Here is a 22557-nt window from a genome sequence, read left to right as displayed (position 1 = left end):
CATGGCTTGGACTCGTGAAGAGATGGCCGCGCGCGCGGCGAAAGAGCTGCAAGACGGCTTCTACGTGAACCTGGGCATCGGGCTGCCGACGCTCGTCGCGAACTACGTGCCGCCCGGCATCGACGTCTGGCTGCAATCGGAAAACGGCTTGCTCGGCATCGGCCCGTCGCCGACCGAAGAAGAACTCGATGCGGACCTGATCAACGCCGGCAAGCAGACGATCACGACGCTGCCGGGCTCGTCGATCTTCTCGTCGGCCGATTCGTTTGCCATGATTCGCGGCGGCCACATCAATCTGGCGATTCTCGGCGCGATGCAGGTCAGCAAGAACGGCGATCTGGCCAACTGGATGATCCCGGGCAAGATGATCAAGGGCATGGGCGGCGCGATGGACCTCGTCGCGGGCGTCAAGCGCGTCGTCGTGCTGATGGAGCACGTGGCGAAGGGCGACCAGCACAAGATTCTCGAAAGCTGCGCGCTGCCGCTGACGGGCGTGGGCGTCGTCGATCGGATCATTACGGATCTGGGCGTCATCGACGTCACCGATGCGGGCCTGAAGCTGGTGGAACTCGCACCGGGGGTGACGGTGGACGAAATCAAGGCCAAGACCGGCGCGCCGCTCGATACGAGCGCCATTCACTGAAGCCGCGAGCGCTGGGCCTGCAACGCGTATACAGGCCTTTGCGGCTCGCTCGAGCACGACGAAACGGGTGAGGCGGGCGCTTCGCCCGTTTTTGCTTGATGCGTAAGGCAGAGCCGCCCCGCAGATCACCAATAAGGACATGCGATGAGCGAGTCGAACGTTGCCGCCGTATCTTCCCCAGCCAAGGCGCCGACGCCAGCGCCGCGCGAGCGCGAGGTTCTCTGCGCGAGCCCTGTGGGCCTTCATCGCATGGCCTATTGCGAGTGGGGCGATCCCGACAATCCGCGTGTGCTGGTTTGCGTGCATGGGCTTACGCGCTCGGGGCGCGACTTCGACCGCGTCGCCGCAGCGCTGTCCGACGTCTATCGCGTCGTCTGCCCGGATGTCGTCGGCCGCGGCCGTTCGGCATGGCTCAGCGATCCAAGCCGCTACGTCGTGCCGCAATACGTGGCCGACATGGTCACGCTGATCGCGCGGCTGAACGTCGAGACGTTGGACTGGTTCGGCACGTCGATGGGCGGCCTGATCGGGATGACGCTCGCCGGGTTGCCAGACTCGCCCGTACGCAAGCTGCTCGTCAACGACATCGGCCCGCACATCGAGCCCGAGGCGCTCGTGCGCATCGGCTCATACGTCGGCCAGGACGTGACCTTTGCCACGCGCGAGGCGGGCATCGCCCACGCCGCTGCGCTGGCCGCCAGCTTCGGCCCGTTGACGCCCGAAGAGTGGGCCGAGATCAATTCGCCGCTGTTGCGGCAGCGGGACGACGGCGCGTGGGTGTTTCGCTACGACCCCGCGATCGCCGTGCCGTTCGGCACAACGACGCCCGAGGCGGCGAGCGCGGGCGAAGCGGCGCTCTGGAACTTGTTCGCACGAATCGAGGGGCCTGTGCTGGTGACGCGCGGGGCCGAATCCGATCTGCTTTCGCGCGAGACGGTTTCGCGCATGGTCGAACGCGGACGCGACGTACAGGCGGTCGAGATGGTCGGCGTAGGCCATGCGCCGGCGTTCCTGGACCCGGCCCAAATCGCCGTTGCAAGGCGCTTCTTCGTCGGCGCGTCATAATAGAGGTTTGCGGGCGTGCGAAACGGCCGTGCGAAACCGGAGCAGCTTCGGTCCGCTCCCTCTGGAACAGGAAGATTGAAAATGGCAGTCATTCGTCATCACGTCGGCAACCGCCTCTCCGAAACCGCCATCCACAACGGCACGGTCTATCTTGCCGGGCAGATTGCCGAAGATACGACGCAGGACATCACCGGCCAGACGCGCGAAGTGCTCGGCCACATCGATCGGCTGTTGGGCGAAGCGAACAGCGACAAGGCGCACCTGTTGTCGGTGCAGATCTATATCTCGGATATGGTGCATTTCGCCGGAATGAACGCGGTGTGGGACGAGTGGGTCGCGCAAGGGGCCACGCCGCCGCGCGCAACCGTCGAGGCCAGGCTGGCGAATCCGGCATGCCTCGTCGAGATCGTCGTGGTTGCCGCTCAGCGAGACTGAGCGCGCGTCAGGCAATCTTGCAGCGAGCATGAGCAGTTCGCAGTCACGGTCCCGCACGAGAGTCGAACGATGAACGCCGATACGGCCACCCCCGGCGCGCAATCATTGCCGTCGTATGAGGAGGCGCTCGCCTTCGTGCGCGAGCACGCCGGCGATGCACGCCTGTCGTCGGGCGAGCTGCTCGCCGACCATGCGACGGGCACGGCTTCGATCGTCGCCAGGCTCAACGTCGACCCGCCGGCCGTGCTGGCGGCGGCGCTGTTCGCCCTTACGCCGCATCTTGCGGATCCCGAGCGGGCCATTGCCGAGCGCTTCGGCGAAGAAGTGGCGCAGCTCGTCGGCGATGTGCGCAAGCTGCTGCGGCTCGGTACCGTCAGCCTGCGGGCGGCGCAGAACGCCGCGCTCGACGCCGGCCGCGATGCCCAGGCCGCGCGGCGCGCTCAGATCGAAGCGCTGCGCAAGATGCTGCTCGCGTTCGCGCAGGATATCCGCGTCGTGTTGATCCGTCTTGCGTCGCGCTTGCAGACGCTGCGCTACTACGCGGCTGCCAAGACGTCGCCGGGCGTCGACGTCGCGCGCGAGACGCTCGAAATCTATGCGCCGCTCGCGAACCGGCTCGGGATCTGGCAGCTGAAGTGGGAGCTCGAGGATCTCGCGTTTCGCTTCGAAGACCCGGACACCTACAAGCGCATCGCCAGGCTGCTCGACGAGAAACGCGTCGAGCGAGAGACCTACGTGGCGCAGGCGATTTCGCGTCTGCAGGACGAATTGGCCAGTGCGCACATCGCGGCTGAGGTCAGCGGCCGGCCAAAACACATCTACAGCATCTGGCGCAAGATGCGCGGCAAGGCGCTCGATTTTGCCGAGCTCTATGATGTGCGCGCGTTTCGCGTGATCGTGCCGGACATCAAGGATTGCTACACGGTGCTCGGCATCGTCCATAACCTCTGGCAGCCGGTGCCGAAGGAATTCGACGATTACATCTCGCGGCCGAAACCGAACGGATACAAGTCGTTGCACACGGTTGTGATCGGCGACGACGGTCGCGCGTTCGAGGTGCAGATCCGCACGCATGAAATGCATCGCTTCGCCGAATATGGCGTGGCCGCGCACTGGCGTTACAAGGAAGCCGGCGTGCGCGGCTACGGCGGTCAATTCAGTGCGAGCGAGAAATACGACGAAAAGATCGCATGGCTGCGCCAGCTACTCGCATGGAAGGACGATATCGCCGAAGGCGAGCAGGCTGCCCCCAACCCGTGGGAGCAATTGCGCCAAGCCACGCTCGACGACGATCACATCTACGTGTTGACGCCGCAAGCGCGCGTGATCGCATTGCCGCAAGGCGCGACGCCGCTCGATTTCGCGTATCACCTGCATAGCGAACTCGGTCATCGTTGCCGCGGCGCGCGGGTGGACGGTGCGATGGTGCCGCTCAACACTTCGCTGCAAAACGGCCAGACGGTCGAGATCGTGGCAGTGAAGGAGGGCGGGCCTTCGCGCGATTGGCTCAACCCGCAGCTCGGCTATCTGCGCAGCAACCGCGCCAAGCAGAAGGTGCGCGCGTGGTTCAATGCGGTCGATCTGCAAGAGACGATCGCGAACGGCCGGGCGATGGTCGAAAAGACATTGCAGCGCGAAGGCAGGACGTCGGTCAATCTCGACCAACTCGCGGCCAAGCTCGGCTTCAAATCGCCCGAGGATCTGTTCAACGTCGTCGGCAAGGAGGAGTTCAGTCTGCGCAGCGTAGAGCAGGCGCTCTCCGATACGATGCCGCCCGAGCCGCAGCCCGATACGCCAGAGCAGTTCGAAAAGCGCGGCAGCGGTGCAAGCGTGGCGCGCGGCGCGTCGACGGGGGTGCTCGTCGTCGGCGTCGATGCGTTGCTCACGCAGCTCGCGCGCTGCTGCAGGCCGGCGCCGCCCGATGAAATCAGCGGCTTCGTGACGCGCGGCAAGGGTATGTCCATTCACCGCAGCGATTGCGCGACGTTTCAACGAATGGCCGCGCGCGCACCCGAGCGCGTGCTGCAAACCGCGTGGTCGGCCGATGTGCTTGGCGGGCGCGGTTCGTCGGTCTATCCCGTGGACATTGCGATTGAAGCTCATGACCGTCAAGGCCTGCTGCGCGACATCTCCGAAGTCTTCGCGCGCGAGAAGATGAATGTGGTCGGCGTGAAGACGATGAGCCGGCGCAACGCGGCGTTCATGCAGTTCACCGTTGAGGTTTCAAGCGCTGTGCAGGTTCAGCGCGCGTGTACGTTGCTAGGCGAAGTGGGCGGCGTGGTGCGCGCCCAGCGCAAGTCGTAACTTTTTTCATGTGGAAGCATAAAAGTGCTTGCCAAGGTCAGATAGGCTCCATATAATCTCGTCTTCTTCAGGCTCGTAGCTCAGCTGGTTAGAGCACCACCTTGACATGGTGGGGGTCGTTGGTTCGAGTCCAATCGAGCCTACCAACGAAAATCGAATGCCCGGCAATGCAGGATGATGTCGGGTCTTCAATGGCAGTCAAATGCGCTCGGCGCACAAGGCGAATACGGTTATGACACCGCGAACGTTGACCGAAACCTTTTCGGAACGACGCTAGTCGAGGATCACATTCGCCCTGTTAGTCTGCTGGTTTGTGAAAGTGAATGCGGCCCCTCGAAAGCGGGGCCGCATTTTTTTTATCCGTCTTTCGCTGCGCACGCACCTGCAGTTTTGGTTTGTTGCCGCCAACCGATTGTTTTGATGCCACGCGTGGCATTTCGGAGAGAACGCAATGGTTTCGATACGCCTGCCTGACGGTTCGGTTCGACAGTACGATCACCCGGTGACGGTGGCCGAGGTTGCGGCCTCGATCGGCCCGGGCCTCGCGAAGGCCGCGCTCGGCGGCAAGCTCGACGGCGAGCTCGTCGATACGTCGGCGCTGATCGAGCGCGATGCATCGCTTGCGATCGTGACCGAAAAGGATGCGGACGGCCTCGATATCATTCGCCACTCGGCGGCGCATTTGCTCGCCTACGCGGTGAAGGATCTTTATCCCGAAGCGCAAGTGACGATCGGGCCTGTCATCGACAACGGCTTCTATTACGACTTCGCCTATCAACGGCCGTTTACGCCGGAGGATCTGGAGAAGATCGAAAAGCGCATGCAAGAGCTCGCCAGGAAGGATGAGCCGGTCTCGCGCCGCGTCGTTTCGCGCGACGAAGCCGTGGCCTACTTCAAGAGCATCGGGGAAAAATACAAGGCCGAGATCATCGAGTCGATTCCCGCGAGCGACGAGATCAAGCTCTATTCGCACGGCGGCTTCACCGATCTATGCCGCGGCCCGCACGTCCCTTCGACCGGCAAGCTCAAGGTGTTCAAGCTGATGAAGGTCGCTGGCGCGTATTGGCGCGGCGACTCGAAGAACGAGCAATTGCAGCGGATCTACGGCACGGCCTGGGCGAAGAAGGAAGAGCAGGATGCCTATCTGCACATGCTCGAAGAAGCCGAGAAGCGCGATCACCGCAAGCTCGGCCGTCAGCTCGACCTGTTTCACCTGCAGGACGAATCGCCCGGCATGGTGTTCTGGCATCCGAAGGGTTGGTCGCTCTGGCAGCAGGTCGAGCAGTACATGCGCCGGCGCGTCAACGCCGACGGCTACCTCGAGATCAAGACGCCGATGATCATGGACCGCTCGCTGTGGGAAGCGTCGGGTCATTGGCAGAACTATCGCGAGAACATGTTCACGACGGAATCGGAGAAGCGCGACTACGCGATCAAGCCGATGAACTGTCCGGGTCACGTGCAGGTGTTCAAGCATGGCCTGCGTTCGTACCGCGATCTGCCGCTGCGCTACGCCGAGTTCGGCTCGTGCCATCGCAACGAGGCGTCGGGCGCGCTGCACGGTCTCATGCGCGTGCGCGGCTTCGTGCAGGACGATGCGCACATCTTCTGTACGGAAGAGCAGTTCATCGAGGAATCGATCAAGTTCAATACGCTCGCGATGAGCGTGTATCGCGACTTCGGTTTCGAGAACATCGACATCAAGCTCTCGCTGCGCCCCGAACAGCGTGCGGGGACGGATGAGATCTGGGATCGCGCCGAGGAAGGATTGCGGCAGGCGCTGACGGCATGCGGCCTGCAATGGGAGGAGCTCGCGGGCGAGGGCGCGTTCTACGGTCCGAAGATCGAATACCACATCAAGGATGCGCTCGGCCGTTCGTGGCAATGCGGCACGTTGCAGCTCGACATGGTGCTGCCCGAGCGCCTCGGCGCCGAATATGTGGCCGAGGACAACGGCCGCCGCCGGCCCGTCATGCTGCACCGTGCGATCGTCGGTTCGATGGAGCGCTTCCTCGGTATTCTGATCGAGCACCATGCCGGAGCGATGCCGTCGTGGCTCGCCCCGACGCAGGCGGTGGTCATGAATATCGCCGAAAGCCAGGCTGAATATGCGCAGTCCGTAGCCCAAACGTTGCAAAAACAAGGGCTTAGAGTTGAGCTGGATTTGCGCAACGAGAAAATTAGCTATAAAATACGCGAGCATACGCTCGAAAAAGTGCCATACCTGCTCGTGGTAGGCGACAAAGAGCGTGAAGCACAAACGGTAGCCGTGCGTGCCCGTGGCGGTGTCGATCTGGGTGTAATGCCCGTCGACGCCTTCGTTGAGCGCCTCCAGCAAGACATTGCGGCGTTCAAGTAGCCACTGCGGCAGCGCGGCTCGTTTTTTTAATTTTTAGAGGAAACAAAACATCGCTACTGATAAGTCGCATCGCATCAACGGTGAGATTACGGCACCCGAGGTGCGTCTAGTCGGAGTCGAGAACGAACCGCTCGGCATCGTGAAACTGGCTGATGCTTTCCGCATGTCGGAACAGCAGGACGTCGATCTGGTGGAGATCGCCCCGCAGGCGGTTCCTCCTGTCTGCCGTTTGATGGATTACGGCAAGTTCAAGTACCAGGAATCGAAAAAGCAGCACGAGGCGAAACTCAAGCAGAAGGTCATCCAGGTCAAGGAAGTCAAATTCCGGCCGGGTACCGATGACGGCGATTACAACGTCAAGCTGCGGAATCTCGTGCGCTTCCTCGAAGAGGGTGACAAGACGAAGATCACATTGCGTTTTCGTGGGCGCGAAATGGCGCACCAGGAAATCGGCATGCGGATGCTCGAACGGTTGCGCACCGATCTCGATGAGGTGGGCCAGGTCGAGCAGATGCCGAAGATGGAAGGGCGCCAGATGATCATGGTGCTCGCGCCGAAGAAAAAGAAGTGATCACCGGCGCGCCGCTGTCGGTCTGCGCGGTTGGCCGGCTGTCGGCCTGAACGCGTGGCGGGCGGGCGGTGCATGCGGCGAAGCAGTGAGAGATGTAAGCAGGTTTCGGAAGCGTGTCCGGCAACGCCGGGCGCGGTTCCTGAAAGCGCGGCGGCCGGAAACGGCCGGCTGCAGACAAGTGGACTGGGTTTCAAAGGGCGGATCTGGGGCTTTTCGGCCGGCCGCACACCCATCGCCATCAAATAACGGAGTAGTTCGTCATGCCTAAGATGAAGACCAAGAAGAGCGCTGCAAAGCGCTTTGTGGTGCGTCCGGGCGGTACCGTCAAGCGCGGTCAAGCCTTCAAGCGCCACATCCTCACGAAGAAAACCACGAAGAACAAGCGCCACCTGCGCGGTTCCACGGCCGTTCACGATTCCAATCTGGATTCCGTGCGCGCCATGATGCCCTTCGCCTAACCCTTAACCTTTACTCATAGGAGCGAAACATGCCTCGAGTCAAACGTGGGGTAACGGCACGTGCCCGCCACAAGAAGATCATCAACCTGGCCAAGGGTTACCGCGGCCGTCGCAATAACGTCTACCGGATCGCGAAGCAGGCGGTCATGCGCGCAGGCCAGTACGCCTACCGCGACCGTCGTAACAAGAAGCGCGTATTCCGTGCGCTGTGGATCACGCGTATCAACGCGGCGGTTCGTCAGCACGACATGACGTACAGCGTGTTCATCAACGGCCTGAAGAAGGCGTCGATCGAACTCGACCGCAAGGTGCTGGCCGATATGGCCGTGTTCGACAAGGCTGCTTTTGCCGCGATCGTGAAGCAGGTGAAAGCCGCCGTTGCAGCCTAATTGATCAGATTAGTACTGCGTGGTTCGTCGGGGGCGCCGGTGCATGCCGGTGCTTTCGACAAAAAACGGGGCTCTTCACCGAGCCCCTTTTTTTTGCTGTTCCGTAAATCACCGACGTTGAAATGATGGGATCAATGGATCTGGACCGGATTGTCGCCGACGCGCAAGAAGCCTTCTCCCGAGCCGTCGATAGCACGACGCTCGAAAACGAGAAGGCCCGTTTTCTCGGCAAGGCGGGCATGTTGACCGAATTGCTCAAAGGGCTGGGCAAGCTCGATCCCGAGGCGCGCAAGGCCGAGGGCGCACGCATCAACGTCGCGAAACAACAGGTCGAAGCGGCCCTGAACGCGCGGCGCGAAGCGCTGGCGCAGGCGCTGCTCGAACAACGCCTCACGGCAGAAGCGATCGACGTCACGCTGCCCGGGCGCGGCCTGAACGCCGGCAGCCTGCACCCTGTGATGCAGACGTGGGAACGCGTCGAGCAGATCTTCGGCTCGATCGGGTTCGATGTGGCGGACGGCCCCGAGATCGAAACCGATTGGTACAACTTCACGGCGCTCAATAGCCCGGAAAACCATCCCGCGCGATCGATGCAGGATACGTTCTACGTCGACGGCCAGGATGCGGGCGGGCGCCCACTGCTGTTGCGCACGCATACGAGCCCGATGCAGGTTCGCTACGCGCGCAGCAACAAGCCGCCGATCAAAGTGATCGTGCCGGGACGCACCTATCGCGTCGACAGCGATGCAACGCACTCGCCGATGTTCAATCAGGTCGAGGGGTTGTGGATCGACGAGCACATCAGCTTTGCCGACCTCAAGGGCGTCTATACCGACTTCCTGAAGAAATTCTTCGAGCGTGACGACATCCTCGTGCGCTTCAGACCTTCGTATTTCCCGTTCACCGAGCCGTCGGCCGAAATCGACATGAAGTTCGAAGAGGGCAAGAACGCCGGCAAGTGGCTCGAAATCTCGGGGGCGGGCCAGGTGCATCCGAACGTCATTCGCAACATGGGCCTCGACCCGGAACGCTACATCGGGTTCGCCTTCGGTAGCGGCCTGGAGCGTCTGACGATGTTGCGCTACGGCGTGCAGGACCTGAGGCTCTTTTTCGAGAACGATTTGCGCTTTTTGCGGCAGTTCGCGTAGCGCGAAGCCAATCACCGCGCGAAAGTCGAAAGCCGATAGCTTGCGAAGCGGCGCCTGGCCGGGCGAGCGTCTCGAACCCGCTTCCGGCCGGCGTGGACCCACACCTACGAACGTAGACACACATGCAATTCCCTGAATCCTGGCTCCGAACGTTTGTCGATCCGCAACTGACGACGGATGAACTGTCGCATGCGTTGACGATGGCTGGTCTCGAAGTCGAGTCGCTGCGTCCCGCCGCGCCGCCGACCTCGAAGATCGTTGTCGGCCGTGTGCTCGAAGTGGTCAAGCATCCCGATGCCGACAAGCTCAACGTTTGTCAGGTCGATGCGGGAACGGGCTCGGTGCTCAATATCGTATGCGGTGCGCCGAATGTCGCACCCGGCATCAAGGTGCCCGTGGCGCTGGTCGGCGCGCAACTGCCGCCGGCCGAAGAGGGCGGGGCGCCGTTCATGATCAAGCTGTCGAAGCTGCGTGGCGTGCAAAGCGAGGGCATGCTCTGCTCGGCTCGCGAGCTCAAGTTGTCGGAGGATCATAGCGGTCTCATGATCCTGCCCGAGGACACGCCTATCGGCCAGGACATCCGCGAAACGCTCAATCTCGACGACACCGTGTTCGAAATCAAGCTGACGCCGAACAAGGCGGATTGCCTGTCGGTGTTCGGCGTCGCGCGCGAAACGGCGGCGATCACGGGCGCAACGCTCAAGCCGCTCGCGATCGCGCCCGCGGCCGTCAAGCTGAGCGAGCGCCTGCCCGTGAAGATCGCCGCACCCGACCTGTGCGGCCGCTTCTCGGGCCGCGTGATTCGTGGTGTGAATGCGCATGCGAAAACCCCGCAATGGATGGTCGAGCGGCTCGAACGTTCAGGACAACGAAGCATCTCGGCGCTCGTCGACATCTCCAATTACGTGATGCTCGAACTCGGCCGCCCGTCGCACGTGTTCGATCTCGACAAGATCCACGGCGGCATCGAAGTACGCTGGGGGCGACGCGGCGAGAGCCTCAAGCTGTTGAACGGGAACACGATCGAGATCGACGAAACGGTTGGCGTCATTGCCGACGATCGTCAAGTCGAGAGCCTCGCCGGCATCATGGGGGGCGACAGCACGGCCGTCACGCTCGATACGACGAACATCTATCTCGAAGCCGCCTTCTGGTGGCCCGACAGCATTCGCGGGCGCGCGCGCAAATACAACTTCTCGACCGATGCGGCGCATCGCTTCGAGCGCGGCGTCGATTACGAGACGACGGTCCTGCACATCGAACGGATCACGCAGCTCATTCTCGATATCTGCGGCGGCGAGGCGGCGCCTGTCGACGATCAGATCGTCAATCTGCCGCAGCGTGTACCCGTGACGATGCGCGTGGCGCGTGCGCAGCGTGTGATCGGCGTTGCGATCGATGCCGATGAAATGGCGCGGATCTTCACGCGCCTCGGGCTCGAGTATGAATTCGACGGTGAGATCTTCGCCGTGACGCCGCCGTCCTATCGCTTTGACATCGAGATCGAGGAAGACCTGATCGAAGAGGTCGCGCGCATTTACGGCTTCGAGAATATCCCGGCACGGCCGCCCGTTGCGGCGAACGAGATGCGCGCGACGAACGAAACGCGCCGTTCGATCCATTCGCTGCGCCACGCGCTGGCTGCGCGCGACTATGCGGAGACGATCAACTTCAGCTTCGTCGACGAAAGCTGGGAGCGCGATTTCGCGGGCAATGAAAAGCCGGTTCGCGTGCTCAATCCGATCGCGAGCCAGATGTCGGTCATGCGCACGACGCTGTTCGGCAGCCTCATCAACGTGCTGCGCCACAACCTGAACCGGCGTGCCGATCGCGTGCGCGTGTTCGAAGCGGGGCGCGTGTTCGTGCGCGATGCATCGGTCGCGGCGAGCGAGATGACGGTACAAGGGTACGCGCAGCCGAAGTACATCGGCGCGCTCGCATACGGCCCGGCGGCGGACGAGCAATGGGGCCTTGCTACGCGAATGGTGGATTTCTTCGATGTGAAGGGCGATGTCGAAGCCTTGTTCGCGCCGCGCGTCGCGCGCTTCGTCAAGGCGGAGCATCCGGCGCTGCATCCGGGCCGCAGCGCGCGCATCGAGGTGGACGGACAGAGCGTGGGTTGGATCGGCGAATTGCATCCGCGCTGGATGCAGCAATACGACCTGCCGCATGCGCCGATTCTGTTTGAAGTCGATGCGCAAGCCCTGATGGTGCGCACGCTGCCTACGCCGGCCGAAGTGTCGAAGTATCCGCCCGTGCGACGCGATATCGCGGTTGTCGTCGACCAAAACGTGGAAGTTCAGGCCTTGCTCGACGAGATGCACGGCGCGTTGAACGAGGACGCCTGCAAGTTCGTTCAAAGGGTTGCGCTCTTCGATGAATTTCGTGCAAAATCAAGCACTTCCGGTGGTATGGCGGCGCACGAGAAAAGCCTTGCCTTCCGCGTGACCCTGCAAGATACTGGCGGCACGCTGCAGGACGAGACGGTCGATCTGGCCGTCAAGACCTTGGTGGATCGCTTGGCTCGAGTTTACGGCGCGCGGTTGCGCTGATGATCGCGAGGACGCTCGCAAGGGCGTTCGCGCACAGTGTCGCCATCAGCTAGTCGCCGTTTTTAGATATGAACGAAATGAACTCGAGTGATTTCGAAGCCCTCCTTGCGGCGCAGCGTGGCGCCATGATTCGCGAAATACCGACCTCATCCGTTGGCGTGTCCGCTTCCACGGAAACGCCCACTTTGACCAAAGCCGAGTTGGCCGAGCTGCTGTTCGACAATGTCGGACTGAACAAGCGCGAGGCCAAGGATATGGTCGAAGCGTTTTTCGAGGTCATTCGTGACGCGCTCGAAGGCGGCGACAGTGTCAAGCTGTCGGGCTTCGGTAATTTTCAATTGCGCGACAAACCGCAGCGGCCCGGACGCAACCCGAAAACGGGTGAAGCGATTCCGATCGCGGCGCGTCGGGTCGTGACGTTCCATGCAAGCCAGAAGCTGAAGGCGCTCGTCGAAAACGGCGCTGAAGCTGCGTTGCCGCGCTGATAGCAGGGTTTCACGCTTGGCGGCGCGCCTTTCAACACGACGGTTAACTGACGATGACTACGACAGTCGAGAAAGTCGTCTTGCCTCCGATTCCCGCGAAGCGGTACTTCACGATCGGTGAAGTGAGCGAGCTCTGCGGCGTCAAGCCGCATGTGCTGCGGTACTGGGAGCAGGAGTTCACGCAGTTACGTCCCGTCAAACGTCGTGGCAACCGTCGTTATTATCAGCATCACGAGGTGCTGTTGATACGGCGCATTCGCGAACTGCTGTACGAGCAGGGCTTTACGATCAACGGCGCACGCAACAAGCTCGATGCACGCGGGACGACGATCGAGCAGGAATCCGACGCGTTGCCCGGGCAGGACGGGCCGCGCGACGCAAGTGTCGCGGCGGGCGCTTCGTCTGCGTCCTCTGCTTCGCAAGCGCAAGCCCCGGTCGATGTCGCGCAACTGCGCAAGGATCTCATCGGTATCGTCGAACTGCTGCGTGGATAGTTTTGCGAGGGTGGTTCTAATCGGTGTAAGTGTCTGTTATACTCTTGTGCTTTCGGGGCGTAGCGCAGCCTGGTAGCGTACCTGCATGGGGTGCAGGTGGTCGGAGGTTCAAATCCTCTCGCCCCGACCAGACAAATCAAGGGGTTACAGATCGCAAGTCTGTAACCCCTTGTTCTTTTCCGGCGTTTCTGTCGTGTCTTTACTGTGCTCGATCGAAGCAGGGGGCTGGCGCCGGTTCTCGACACGCTACACGCCATCTTGATCGATCGATGGTTCGCCGGCAAAACGCGAATTCGCTAACGGGCGTCGCAATTTGTCCGTAGACCGGAGTATGATGTCCCGCACGGTACGGCGCGTACCCACACTTCCGGATGGCACCAGGTTGCTGGATCCGATCCACGCCGAATCGGGCCATCATCCGTTCGTCGCCCCTCTCGTCACAGGCTGCCCCGAGCGTATTCAGCGCGCGCAGTCAACCCGAATTCACCCGCTTCAAAAGCTTGCGGATCGCGCGGAGTCGGACATGAGCATGCGCCAGGATCTGCCTGCGCGAACCTGCACTGTCTCACCGCGATAGTTTTAATTTCACCAAGGCCCTGCGTTTCGACGGCCTGTGTTGTAGGCATGCGTCGCGTGCGTGCTCCGACGCCACGATTGACCAAGATGGCGGCGAGCGATGGATGCGGGCGTAGTAGCGGTAACCCAACCTCACCGGACAAGCCGGGCACGCGGCAGATGCGCGACTGTCCCGGGTCCCGAGTGACCCCACAAGGCAGATATGACCAAAGTCGTTTTGAAGCTCAATGAACCTGTCGATGTCGCACTGCGGCGATTTCGCAGGGAGATCCAAAAGACCGGGCTGATTCAGGAGCTGCGGGCGCGCTGCGCCTACGAGAAGCCCACAACGAAGCGCAAGCGGAAACTGGCGAGCGCGGTGTCGCGCCAGCGCGCACGAACAAGGCGGGCGACCCCGCCCAAGAAGGCCTACTGATGGATGATCGAGGCGGCGTGGAATGCAAGCAGGTTTCCGGGCGAACGTATTACCCGATAACGCGCATTGAAGTGGACTTCGACGCTCATCGCGATGTCGTCACGCTGCTGCCGACTTTCTACGCATTCGGATGCGAGTACGGCGGACGCGGCCTCATGCTCGATCGCGACGATGCGTTCAGGTTGATCGCCGCGGTCGAGAAAGCGCTGAGCGTGGAGAACTAGGTTCGATCGCTGTCCGTGGCGGTGGCGCCAAGGAGCACGTCGATTGCCGCCTGTCCCGCCACTTCGGCGATCAGATATGCCCAACGACGTGTATAAGGGCCGTTGTGGAGCGGGATTCGGCCTCCACGTTCGCCGACCACGGGAAGGTTGTGGCCATCCCGGATCTGAAACGTTACGTCGTAGAGATCTTCCGCGGACTGACTGAGTTCGACGTGAATTTCGAAGCCGCGATAAGTGATCATCCGATACACGGGACACTCCCTTGGATTGCCGGTGAAGATGCCACGCATCGTGATCGGGGCATGTGCGTGCGGATGGATGTGTCCGCTGTCGACCCTCAATGCGCGTTCGCGCAGTCAGAGACCGGCCAACAACCGGAGTTGGTGTTCGCTTTCGATGCCGCTAACCAGTGCGTAGGCCTGCATCTGCGCACGCTCGATGAGCAAAATGGATTCCGAGCTGGAAAAGGCATTCCATGTGTCGTCTGCGATCGATGTCGGTCTGCCGCATGATCTCGCGAACGCTCGTAGAAGACGGCTTGCCTCGCGACGCACGACACGGCGGTCAGCGTTCAGAACATACGGCTCACAGCCTTCTCGTAAAACGAGGTAATGCGGAACCTCGGTGTGATCGCTTTGCATGATGGCTTTCCCGGTTCGCAGGAGCGGTTGCCGCGTTTGGCCGAGCAAAAGATTGCTCCGGAAGAGGCGCTTGACCATCGGCCGCTCTCTTGCAAGCAGTTAAGATCAAATGGCCGTCGCGGAGAGCGCAACCCGCCGCTCGACCAAACCGGCCCATGTCGAACGCCCATTGCTGTTTTCAGATGTCGACGACGGAAGCTCCGTCCACCTTTCCGTCGATGATGTCCTCTCCCCGCTGCCGCGCGGCACGCTTGGCCACCCCGAAGTCGGAGATCGCATGCGCTTGATTCAACCTGAAAACGCGGCTGGCCGGGGAAGCCGCTATCGCGCCCGGGCGACATATCCGTACTGCAATGTCATAGCCTTCGGCGTAACGGGAATGTCCGTCGAAACGATTGAATGTGCGGGCGAAGACGAGGGGATGAAGTTCGTACCCCTTGTAGAGAAGAAGCGGGCGGGTCGACATGTTGGTCACTCCAAGGGGAAGACTCACTATACCCCGAAACAGGACACGTAGGGCCGCGCAGGTCGTTACCAGAATTGAATTGACCGATGATGCCGGCGCGCGTATGGTGGTCTGCAAGGTTCGCAAAGCGGACCACTGCCTGCACAGTCGTCAATCGTCTTCAGGATGGCCTGACGACGGCTATCAGCGTCCTTCCTCCTTCACTGCGTGTGGCCATCCCCGATAACGCTCGCGAGCGATATCGCCTTGCGCCAAATCTGCGCAACCATCAAAAAAACGGCCGCGTGCTGCGGCCATAACGGAGTTACCTTATGACAACCATTCGCCACTATCGAGGTCTCGATATTTCCCTGTTGGTGTATCCCCATCGTGCGACCCAGACCGGATTCGGCCGCAATTACGAGGAGGGATTCGACGCGTCGATCCGTATCAGCGAACCGGGCTCGGGGATCGATGAACCCCGAAGCCGCTTGTTCCGTGTGCCGGGCAAGCGCCCATTCGTGAATACCGGCGACGCACGTCGTGCTTCCCTGGCTTACGCGGAAATGTTGATTGACGGCGACGGGTCCGATCGCACGATCTGGTCGCCTGCCTAAGTGCCGGGCTGCAGCGTTTCGGCGGCTTTTCGGCGTGGCGCAGAGGCTCCGCCGATTCCGGCGTTTTCGTGTCGTTACTTCTGCAGCGCAGGTATGGGTTGACCGGACCGTACTATCCGCGTATCGTCGGTGCCTGAAGTGTTCAGGAAGTTCAATTGGTGCTCGTCTGATGTCCGCCATTTGCGCGGAGTTCGTTTCCTTATTTCTCCCTCTTTCTTGATGCTTCCCCGTCTCCATTCGGACCGGGAATGGTCAGTTTTATTTTTGAGGGATTCATTATGGATACCGGCACCGTCAAGTGGTTCAACGAAAGCAAGGGCTTCGGATTTATCACGCCCGATGCAGGCGGCGAGGATCTGTTCGCCCACTTTTCTGAAATTACCGGCGACGGGTTCAAGACACTGAACGAAAACCAGAAGGTCAGCTTCGAGACGAAGCGCGGCCCGAAGGGTCTACAGGCGTCCAACATCAAACCGCTGTAACCGCTTCCGCTTATTCGTCGGGCTCCCAACGGGAGCCGGACGCTACCTCGCAATACCATCGTGTCGACCGCTCTTGCCGCTCACTCGCAAGATGGCGGTCGACATTCATCGCAGGCTCATCTTCGTTTCCGGATCTCCGAACGGATCAGCGTCCCTTGACGGGACCATGGAGTCGCATGCACATATTCAGGTCTATCAGTCACCATGCAACAATCTGGCACCACTCAATATCGCGGCTACGCGGTCAAACCGTCCGCGCACTACCTGCCTGACGGCACTTTCTCTTCAAACCTGACGCTCAGGCGGTCCGATCGCCGTACAGGCCCCATGTCTTATGAGTTCTACTCGCTCGGGTACTTCGTCAGCGAAGCCGATGCGCTCGAGTTCTCGCGCCGATGGGCGCGGAAATGGGTCGATACCCGCGGTTGATCATCTTTGCTGCATGCCGTCTTTCTGACGACATGCATGGCTACCGGCTCCCGATTGCCCATCACTCGCTTTCTCCTGGTGCTTCGATGCCGGACATTGCCCGGCAAAGCTCAGCCAAAGCGCGCGTCCAGCCATTCCTCGGCCCAGCGCCTCGCATAGGCGATCGCCTCCTCGCGCGCGTCAAAACCCGCCAGATCGCCACTCAAATGAATGTCGTACGGGCTGCCGTCCGGACGGCTGCTACTGATGCGTGCGTGGGCCATATATTCGCCATCCGCACGACGGGGAGTCGGGTCGATGACGATCAGCGTCGAATTGAAGCGCATTGCATTCCTCTACATTTCTCCATGGGTCCCGCCTGGCTACGGATGGCGCAGCAGGCATCGATCTGTGCGAATCACGTGTTCAGCATGGCCATGATCCGGCCCGCTTCGCAATCCGACTCGATATGGGCCATGCCTCGTTCGCACAGCAGCGCGCGAATCGACATGAACATCAAATACGCGCCCTGGTCGACCTCGTGATGACGGTCGTGAAGGATGCCGTCCCGTTCGGCCCGCGAGTCGGCGGCAGAGACAGAAACCGGTTGTCGTGAGTTGCCTGTGAAGCCACATCGTCATGCGCCACAAGACAGCGGGTGCAAGGGGACGTGAGTGGCCGCGCCGACAGTACGGCACGCAATCGACCGCGTCGCGCGGTCTGGGGTGAAATCGGGAAACGCGGTTCCGTCGGAAGTGGCGACGACTCAAACGCCAGGGACGGTTGCAGGTCGAGCGACGGCTTCATACTACGCCCATTGCCCGACGTGCACAGCAAAAAACGGCTGCCTCTCGCGCTCCAGTCAGCACCCATAGCGCTGCCGCACGGCAATGCGCCGTCAGTGGCCTACAAACGCCATGTCAGTCTTTTGTCAGATGAATCCTACGCGTCGATCTGCAAGGCCCACGCCAATCTCCGACCAACCTGATTTCGCCGCAACGTCCGTTTTGGAATACTTCATATCAACAAGTCACGCCACTGACCAGCAACAACAAGGTTGTAGCAACGCGGCAGGTTGAATAGAACCGGCCGGCAGCTCGAAGAAGCAGGGCGGCAACTTGGAGTCAGATCAGCAGTGATTACTTAGGACTGCTAAGCGATTTTCAAGTGCGAACGAGGGTTCGCGGTCATCAACCGCGAACCCTCGAGCCCTAGTCAACATTCTTTCGAGCTTCAGTCATGAAACGACGTCAATTCCTCGGTTGCCTGACGGCGGCGGCAAGCAGCTATGTCCTCGTCGCCTGCGGTGGTGGCGGCACCGATGCACTCGGCAACATCGCAAGCGGTGGCGACAGCGCGGTGGCGGATGCCGCTGCGGGCGTGACGGCCTCGCCTAACGGCACGACGGTGCCGTCCGCTTCGAAGATCGTCGATAACGCGGGCAACGTGTGGACGCTTTCGAAGGGTTACGTCTACAAGAACGGCGTCAAGGATTCGCACGCGTACAACATGACGATGCTGCTCTGGTACAACGGCGCCATCTACGGCGAGAACACGAGCAAGGCCTTCTATCAGTATGTCGGCCCGTCGTGGAAGCAGTGCCTCGATCCGCGTTTGGGCGGCACCTCGGCCGACGGCACGGCGATCCCGCCGGCGACGTACATCATCGATAAATCGAACAACTACTGGACGATGTCGAACGGCGGCGTTTTCAAGAACGGCGTGCAGGATAGGACGGCGCCGAGCGCGGCCATGCTGCTTTGGTACGGCTCGCTGTTCTACCTGAAGACGGGCACCGGCCAGTTCTACGTTCGGTCTTTGACGGGCGAGTGGCTGACCTGCACGGACCCGCGCATCGCCAAGGCCGCGAAGGCCGGTTCGTTCTATGGGATCAACGGCCACTACGATTATCCGTTCACGCCGACCCAGACGGCCGCGGCGTTGCAAGCGCTCGGTTGCACGACCTATCGCCTCGGCTGCGTCAACACTGCGAAACAATTGAACCCGGTCGTGGCGATGGCCAAGCAGTTCCAGACGGCGAAGCTCGACCTTTTCACGCTGATCAACTATGGCCTGCGCGATGGGAGCGGTACCCTCTACACGAGCGAAGCGGCCGCGTATAGCGCGGTTCACGCGAACGCAGCGGCGATCGCCAAGGCGTTGGCGCCGTATGGCGTCACGACCTACGAATGCGGCAACGAATTGACGCGCGATCCGGCGATTATCCTGAACTCGACGACGGCCGGTACGTCCCACAACGACTTCAACAACGCGAACTGGCCGATCATGCGCGGTGTCATTCGCGGCATGATCGACGGAGTCAAATCGGTGCAGCCGACGGCGCGCTGTGGCGTCAACTTCTGCGTGGCCGATGTGGCGGCTGCCGATATGTTGTGGGATGGCAGGCAGCCCGACGGCTCGACCGGGCACCCGGCCGTGCGCTGGGACGTCACGACGTGGCACAACTACTCGCCCTACGGCGATATCTTCAACATCGGCACCGACGGCGCCGGCCCCGGCTTCAACCTGCCGGTCTATTGCAAGGCTCGCTATGGCGTGCCGTTCATGATCACCGAGTGGAATGCCGGTCCCGAGTACACGGAAGCTAACCGTTCGACTTACGTTGGAAAGCAACTGACCGAGTTCTATAACGCGCGCCAATCGGATCAGATCGAATCCGTCATGTTCTATGAACTCACGAGCGGCGACTACACTTACGGGATCGTGCTCGACAACCTGACGGCGATTCAGCCGACGTACGGAACGTTCCAGACTTTCGTCAAGCAGCACGCAGACATCTGAAATTCAAACGACAAGGCACAGCCGCTCGACAGGGAGAGCCTGAAACGCCGGCGCGAAAGCGTCGACGTTTCAGGTTTTTTTACTTCCTCCGGCCGGCGCGACGCACCCGGGCCGGCTTGGCAAGTAATCGGGCATCAAGTGCATGATCGGCGCCGCATTCAATTCGCCGTCGCAATGTGCGAGTTGATCTTCAGAGGTGGGGCCTCGAAGTTGAAGGGCTTCTTCGGCACGAAACTATTGATCACGCCAGGCCGGAAGATCAGGCAGTGCGTCGACCCGCCGTATTGGAAGTAGCCGATCTCATCGCCTTTGTTCACGTGCGTGCCCGGCAGCGCCTCGACCACGCACGATGAAATCTCCGCCATGCCGACAAAGACGCATCCGACCAGCCCGATCGACGGGTCGTCGCAGTCGATGACCAGCACCGCACGGGCGGCCACGGCCGTGATGTAGCCCTGCGAATCGTTCGGGCCCGCCGGGTCCAGTCCTTCCGACTGGGCGTCCGAATAGTAGGTGCCGTCGACCAGATACGCTTTGACGATTCTGCCGCTAACGGGTGCATGCCAGCGGTGATAGTTGTATGCGCTGAGAAACGCCTGATAGACCGTGCCGCCGACGAAAGTCTGCGCCAACTCTTGATGCTGCGCAGTGAAGATGTCCTGCAGCGAATACGGCTGCGCCTTGATCCAGAATCTGTCTTCGAGCTTCACCTCATGCTGGAGGTTATACGGCGTTGCCTCGCAGGCGTTGACGATTACTTTGCTATCGGTGGGATCCGCCACGGGACGTTGGCCTGGCAGAAATTCGCGCGTGAAGAAGGCGTTCCAGGATGAGAAGCCCCAATACGGTGCCTTCGGATCGCAGCGGAACTCGGACATGTTCGTTGCTTTGATCGCGTCGGGGCAGAACCAGCCTTCGGGCGGGTTGATGTTCAAGTATGTGCGCGAATACGGTCCACTCAAATACGAGCACCAAAAGTTCAGCACGCGCTTCAGTTGCGCGTTGAGCGCGGGCATGTGAAACAGCGCGAAGCCCGACGGCATGCACATCGGCCAGTCGAGCAACGCATTCAATGGGCAACCGACCAGGTCGGAATTGCCGAATGGCGGTGCATAGGTCATCACGTGATTGATCAGCACCATCAGTTCATCGACATTCGTATAGCCGAGCTGATACCCGCGCGCGAGCGCTTCGTCGATCGCCTGCGTGAAGCCCATGCGCAAGACGGGATCTTCATTGACGAGCGCCGCGAGTTCCTGCACGACGGGCAGCAGCGGAACGACGACCTGCTGGTCTTGCACCTGGGCGGCAATGCGCTTGCGAAACGCTGCGACGGCGGTTTCGTTGGCGGGTAGCCAGTGGCCTAAACGGCGCCGCGCCGCGAGCGGCGCGCTCGATCGCGTATCCATAAGCTCTTTCCCCTTGCTGGTGTGGTGGAATCGCCGCATGCGGCGATGTTGTGCCGCGACACGCTTTGCCGCGGCAGCCGGTTGGCGCTGCTATCGTTCGGATGCTGTGTTAAACGGCGTCCAGGGCTGATGCGGACGGCTGACGAGGTAGCCTTGTTGCCAATTCCATTGCGGATGGATACGCAGGAATTCATCGGCGTCGAACGGCACGCCGTCGGCACGTCCGAAGCGCGCGCGCATGCCCAGCGTGCGCGCCATGTCGGCCGTCGTCACTTTGCCGTCGACGGAGCCGCCCGGGAAATACGGCACGTTCCAGACGGCGTTCGGATCGCTCGCGTACTCCATCGGGTCTACGTCGTAGTGCGAGCAAATCGTGCGAGAGCTTGGATTGATCCGCATCAGGTACACATCGAACGTGTCCGCAAGCATGGTTTGCCCGGCCTGCGCGTCGATGCGGCCGTCGAATTGCGCAAGCACCTGCGGCCAGCGCATGCGACGCGCACCCGTTTGCTGACGGATATCGCTGTAGCCGACATCGGTGCATTCGAGGTTGCGGATCCGCGGATCGTCGGGCGCGTTATCGCCGAAAAACCAACCGTCCCTGCGCTTCGAGAGGTTTTGATACTTCAGCCCTTGCTCGTACTTCGCGATCTCGTTGGCGTTGATGTCGCCGACGAGCCACATATTCGCGTAACCGCCGTTGTTGCCGGCATCGAGCAGCGCGACCCACTCGTCGATATTCGATGCGCGCTGGCAGGCTCGGCGCACGCGGATGTATTCGGGCACTTTTTCCATGTCGTAGCCGGCGAAGCCCACGATCGTGGTCTCGGCGACGACGAGTCCGCCAGCCGTCACCCAAAAATCGGTCATGCTGGCAATCCAGCCAGGGCAGCTTTGCATCACCATTCGGTGCCCATCGTCGGGCTCGATGTCGAGAATGGTATTCATGTACTGCCCATTCCAAAACTCGGTGAAACTCTCATGGCCGAGCACGATGCGTTGGTCCGCCGTGGCGGACCCCGTTGCGATGAACGCGCTGCAATGACTCTTCGCTTGTGCGCCGGCATTGATCGGCGCTGCCGCATATTTTTGTGCAACGGTTGGCCACCAATAGCCGGTCAGTTCTTCGTAAGCGTTCCAGCCGATGATGTCGGCAAGCGTCGACGGCACGCCCGCTTTGGTGAGACCCGCCGCGATGCCGCGCATCTCTTGCAGCAGGTCGGGGGCAACGCGTTCGATGATGGGGCCATGACATTTGGCTGCGGTTTCGACGAAAAACGCGTAGTCCATGCCGATCGTCTGCAACGTCATCGCCTTGTAGACGCGCAGTGCCTGCGCATACTCGCCGGCGACGAGAAAGCCATGTTGAAAGCCGCGTTCGAACGGTGCGCCGCGCGTTTTCAGATGGATCCAGCCGTTAATGTCCGTGCGGCTCGCTTTCGCGAGCCATGCGCGTTCCTGCGCGGTCAGATGTTCGATGGCGGCGGACGCCGCAACAGATGTCGTATTCGACGTCGCGCTGGACATGATGGTCTCCGGTCCGATGCAGCGGTCGCCATGGGACAAGTCGGGCAAATCATGTCCGATTCGCGCGTGCAGGATGTGATCAAGCAAGCGATCGGCGATATGTCGGAT

Annotated in this window: 23 protein-coding genes and 2 tRNA genes; 20 read left to right on the top strand and 5 right to left on the bottom strand. The window is 61.3% G+C overall.

Going from position 1 to position 22557, the window contains the following annotated elements; translation table 11 throughout:
* Nucleotide 1 precedes the first annotated feature (1 nt).
* The 16 genes from C0Z19_RS20180 (at nucleotide 2) to C0Z19_RS20100 (ending at nucleotide 14118) form a co-directional block, all read left to right on the top strand.
* On the top strand, nucleotides 2–643 hold the full coding sequence (locus C0Z19_RS20180; RefSeq protein ID WP_102611612.1) for a CoA transferase subunit B: 642 nt from the start codon (nucleotides 2–4) through the stop codon (nucleotides 641–643).
* Between the two features lie 144 nt (nucleotides 644–787).
* Nucleotides 788–1708 carry an alpha/beta fold hydrolase gene (locus C0Z19_RS20175; protein ID WP_102611611.1) on the top strand — a complete coding sequence of 307 codons (921 nt, stop codon included), beginning with the start codon at nucleotides 788–790 and terminating at the stop codon, nucleotides 1706–1708.
* 81 nt (nucleotides 1709–1789) lie between these two features.
* Nucleotides 1790–2143 (top strand): RidA family protein, encoded by a 354-nt coding sequence (locus C0Z19_RS20170; protein ID WP_102611610.1) that lies wholly within the window; start codon nucleotides 1790–1792, stop codon nucleotides 2141–2143.
* Nucleotides 2144–2212: 69 nt separating this feature from the next.
* Nucleotides 2213–4447 carry a RelA/SpoT family protein gene (locus C0Z19_RS20165; protein WP_102611609.1) on the top strand — a complete coding sequence of 745 codons (2235 nt, stop codon included), beginning with the start codon at nucleotides 2213–2215 and terminating at the stop codon, nucleotides 4445–4447.
* A 69-nt stretch (nucleotides 4448–4516) separates the two neighbouring features.
* Nucleotides 4517–4593 (top strand) — tRNA-Val (locus C0Z19_RS20160).
* A gap of 305 nt (nucleotides 4594–4898) precedes the next feature.
* On the top strand, nucleotides 4899–6806 hold the full coding sequence (gene thrS / locus C0Z19_RS20150; RefSeq protein WP_102611608.1) for a threonine--tRNA ligase: 1908 nt from the start codon (nucleotides 4899–4901) through the stop codon (nucleotides 6804–6806).
* Nucleotides 6807–6855: 49 nt separating this feature from the next.
* The gene (gene infC, locus C0Z19_RS20145; RefSeq protein ID WP_102611607.1) at nucleotides 6856–7377 is read left to right on the top strand and encodes a translation initiation factor IF-3; all 522 of its coding nucleotides are present in this window, start codon (nucleotides 6856–6858) and stop codon (nucleotides 7375–7377) included.
* A 260-nt stretch (nucleotides 7378–7637) separates the two neighbouring features.
* Entirely contained in the window at nucleotides 7638–7835 is a 198-nt protein-coding gene (rpmI, locus tag C0Z19_RS20140; RefSeq protein WP_102611606.1) for a 50S ribosomal protein L35, read from the top strand.
* Nucleotides 7836–7864: 29 nt separating this feature from the next.
* Nucleotides 7865–8224, top strand: coding sequence for a 50S ribosomal protein L20 (gene rplT, locus C0Z19_RS20135; protein ID WP_004192938.1), 360 nt, complete (start codon nucleotides 7865–7867; stop codon nucleotides 8222–8224).
* A gap of 134 nt (nucleotides 8225–8358) precedes the next feature.
* Nucleotides 8359–9372 carry a phenylalanine--tRNA ligase subunit alpha gene (gene pheS / locus C0Z19_RS20130; RefSeq protein ID WP_175084075.1) on the top strand — a complete coding sequence of 338 codons (1014 nt, stop codon included), beginning with the start codon at nucleotides 8359–8361 and terminating at the stop codon, nucleotides 9370–9372.
* Nucleotides 9373–9494: 122 nt separating this feature from the next.
* Complete coding sequence (pheT, locus tag C0Z19_RS20125; protein ID WP_102611605.1) at nucleotides 9495–11924, top strand: phenylalanine--tRNA ligase subunit beta; 2430 nt, start codon at nucleotides 9495–9497, stop codon at nucleotides 11922–11924.
* A 68-nt stretch (nucleotides 11925–11992) separates the two neighbouring features.
* Complete coding sequence (locus C0Z19_RS20120) at nucleotides 11993–12409, top strand: integration host factor subunit alpha (RefSeq protein ID WP_102611604.1); 417 nt, start codon at nucleotides 11993–11995, stop codon at nucleotides 12407–12409.
* A gap of 53 nt (nucleotides 12410–12462) precedes the next feature.
* Entirely contained in the window at nucleotides 12463–12903 is a 441-nt protein-coding gene (locus C0Z19_RS20115; RefSeq protein WP_102611603.1) for a MerR family transcriptional regulator, read from the top strand.
* Nucleotides 12904–12956: 53 nt separating this feature from the next.
* Nucleotides 12957–13033, top strand: a tRNA-Pro gene (locus tag C0Z19_RS20110).
* Between the two features lie 648 nt (nucleotides 13034–13681).
* Nucleotides 13682–13894, top strand: a complete 213-nt coding sequence (rpsU, locus tag C0Z19_RS20105) for a 30S ribosomal protein S21 (RefSeq protein ID WP_102611602.1) — start codon at nucleotides 13682–13684, stop codon at nucleotides 13892–13894.
* Nucleotides 13894–14118: a hypothetical protein gene (locus C0Z19_RS20100; RefSeq protein WP_175084074.1), complete on the top strand. Its 225-nt coding sequence runs from the start codon at nucleotides 13894–13896 to the stop codon at nucleotides 14116–14118. The genes rpsU and C0Z19_RS20100 overlap by 1 nt, the downstream gene beginning before the upstream one ends.
* Here C0Z19_RS20100 and C0Z19_RS20095 read toward each other — a convergent pair.
* Both C0Z19_RS20095 and C0Z19_RS28770 read right to left on the bottom strand, forming a co-directional pair.
* Nucleotides 14115–14369, bottom strand: coding sequence for a hypothetical protein (locus C0Z19_RS20095; protein WP_102611601.1), 255 nt, complete (start codon nucleotides 14367–14369; stop codon nucleotides 14115–14117). The genes C0Z19_RS20100 and C0Z19_RS20095 overlap by 4 nt on opposite strands.
* A gap of 568 nt (nucleotides 14370–14937) precedes the next feature.
* Entirely contained in the window at nucleotides 14938–15225 is a 288-nt protein-coding gene (locus C0Z19_RS28770) for a hypothetical protein (RefSeq protein ID WP_102611600.1), read from the bottom strand.
* A gap of 311 nt (nucleotides 15226–15536) precedes the next feature.
* On the opposite strand from C0Z19_RS28770, the gene C0Z19_RS20080 reads away from it, so the two are divergent.
* From C0Z19_RS20080 to C0Z19_RS20070, 3 genes are all read left to right on the top strand, one after another.
* Nucleotides 15537–15821, top strand: coding sequence for a hypothetical protein (locus tag C0Z19_RS20080; RefSeq protein WP_102611599.1), 285 nt, complete (start codon nucleotides 15537–15539; stop codon nucleotides 15819–15821).
* A 278-nt stretch (nucleotides 15822–16099) separates the two neighbouring features.
* Nucleotides 16100–16303 (top strand): cold-shock protein, encoded by a 204-nt coding sequence (locus C0Z19_RS20075; RefSeq protein ID WP_102611598.1) that lies wholly within the window; start codon nucleotides 16100–16102, stop codon nucleotides 16301–16303.
* Between the two features lie 204 nt (nucleotides 16304–16507).
* On the top strand, nucleotides 16508–16732 hold the full coding sequence (locus tag C0Z19_RS20070) for a hypothetical protein (protein WP_102611597.1): 225 nt from the start codon (nucleotides 16508–16510) through the stop codon (nucleotides 16730–16732).
* Between the two features lie 110 nt (nucleotides 16733–16842).
* Here the strand turns inward: C0Z19_RS20070 and C0Z19_RS20065 are convergent, their stop codons facing one another.
* Nucleotides 16843–17058 carry a hypothetical protein gene (locus C0Z19_RS20065; protein ID WP_102611596.1) on the bottom strand — a complete coding sequence of 72 codons (216 nt, stop codon included), beginning with the start codon at nucleotides 17056–17058 and terminating at the stop codon, nucleotides 16843–16845.
* 892 nt (nucleotides 17059–17950) lie between these two features.
* Between C0Z19_RS20065 and C0Z19_RS20060 the strand changes: the two genes are divergently transcribed.
* On the top strand, nucleotides 17951–19513 hold the full coding sequence (locus C0Z19_RS20060; protein WP_102611595.1) for a hypothetical protein: 1563 nt from the start codon (nucleotides 17951–17953) through the stop codon (nucleotides 19511–19513).
* A 158-nt stretch (nucleotides 19514–19671) separates the two neighbouring features.
* Here the strand turns inward: C0Z19_RS20060 and C0Z19_RS20055 are convergent, their stop codons facing one another.
* Both C0Z19_RS20055 and C0Z19_RS20050 read right to left on the bottom strand, forming a co-directional pair.
* On the bottom strand, nucleotides 19672–20922 hold the full coding sequence (locus tag C0Z19_RS20055; protein ID WP_102611594.1) for a phosphatidylserine decarboxylase family protein: 1251 nt from the start codon (nucleotides 20920–20922) through the stop codon (nucleotides 19672–19674).
* A gap of 90 nt (nucleotides 20923–21012) precedes the next feature.
* A partial coding sequence (locus tag C0Z19_RS20050) for a C45 family autoproteolytic acyltransferase/hydrolase (protein ID WP_233196222.1) occupies nucleotides 21013–22557 on the bottom strand: 1545 nt, incomplete at its 5' end.

The organism is Trinickia soli, assembly GCF_002879855.1.
Classification (GTDB): domain Bacteria; phylum Pseudomonadota; class Gammaproteobacteria; order Burkholderiales; family Burkholderiaceae; genus Trinickia; species Trinickia soli.
This window is presented reverse-complemented; position numbering and strand designations above follow the sequence as displayed.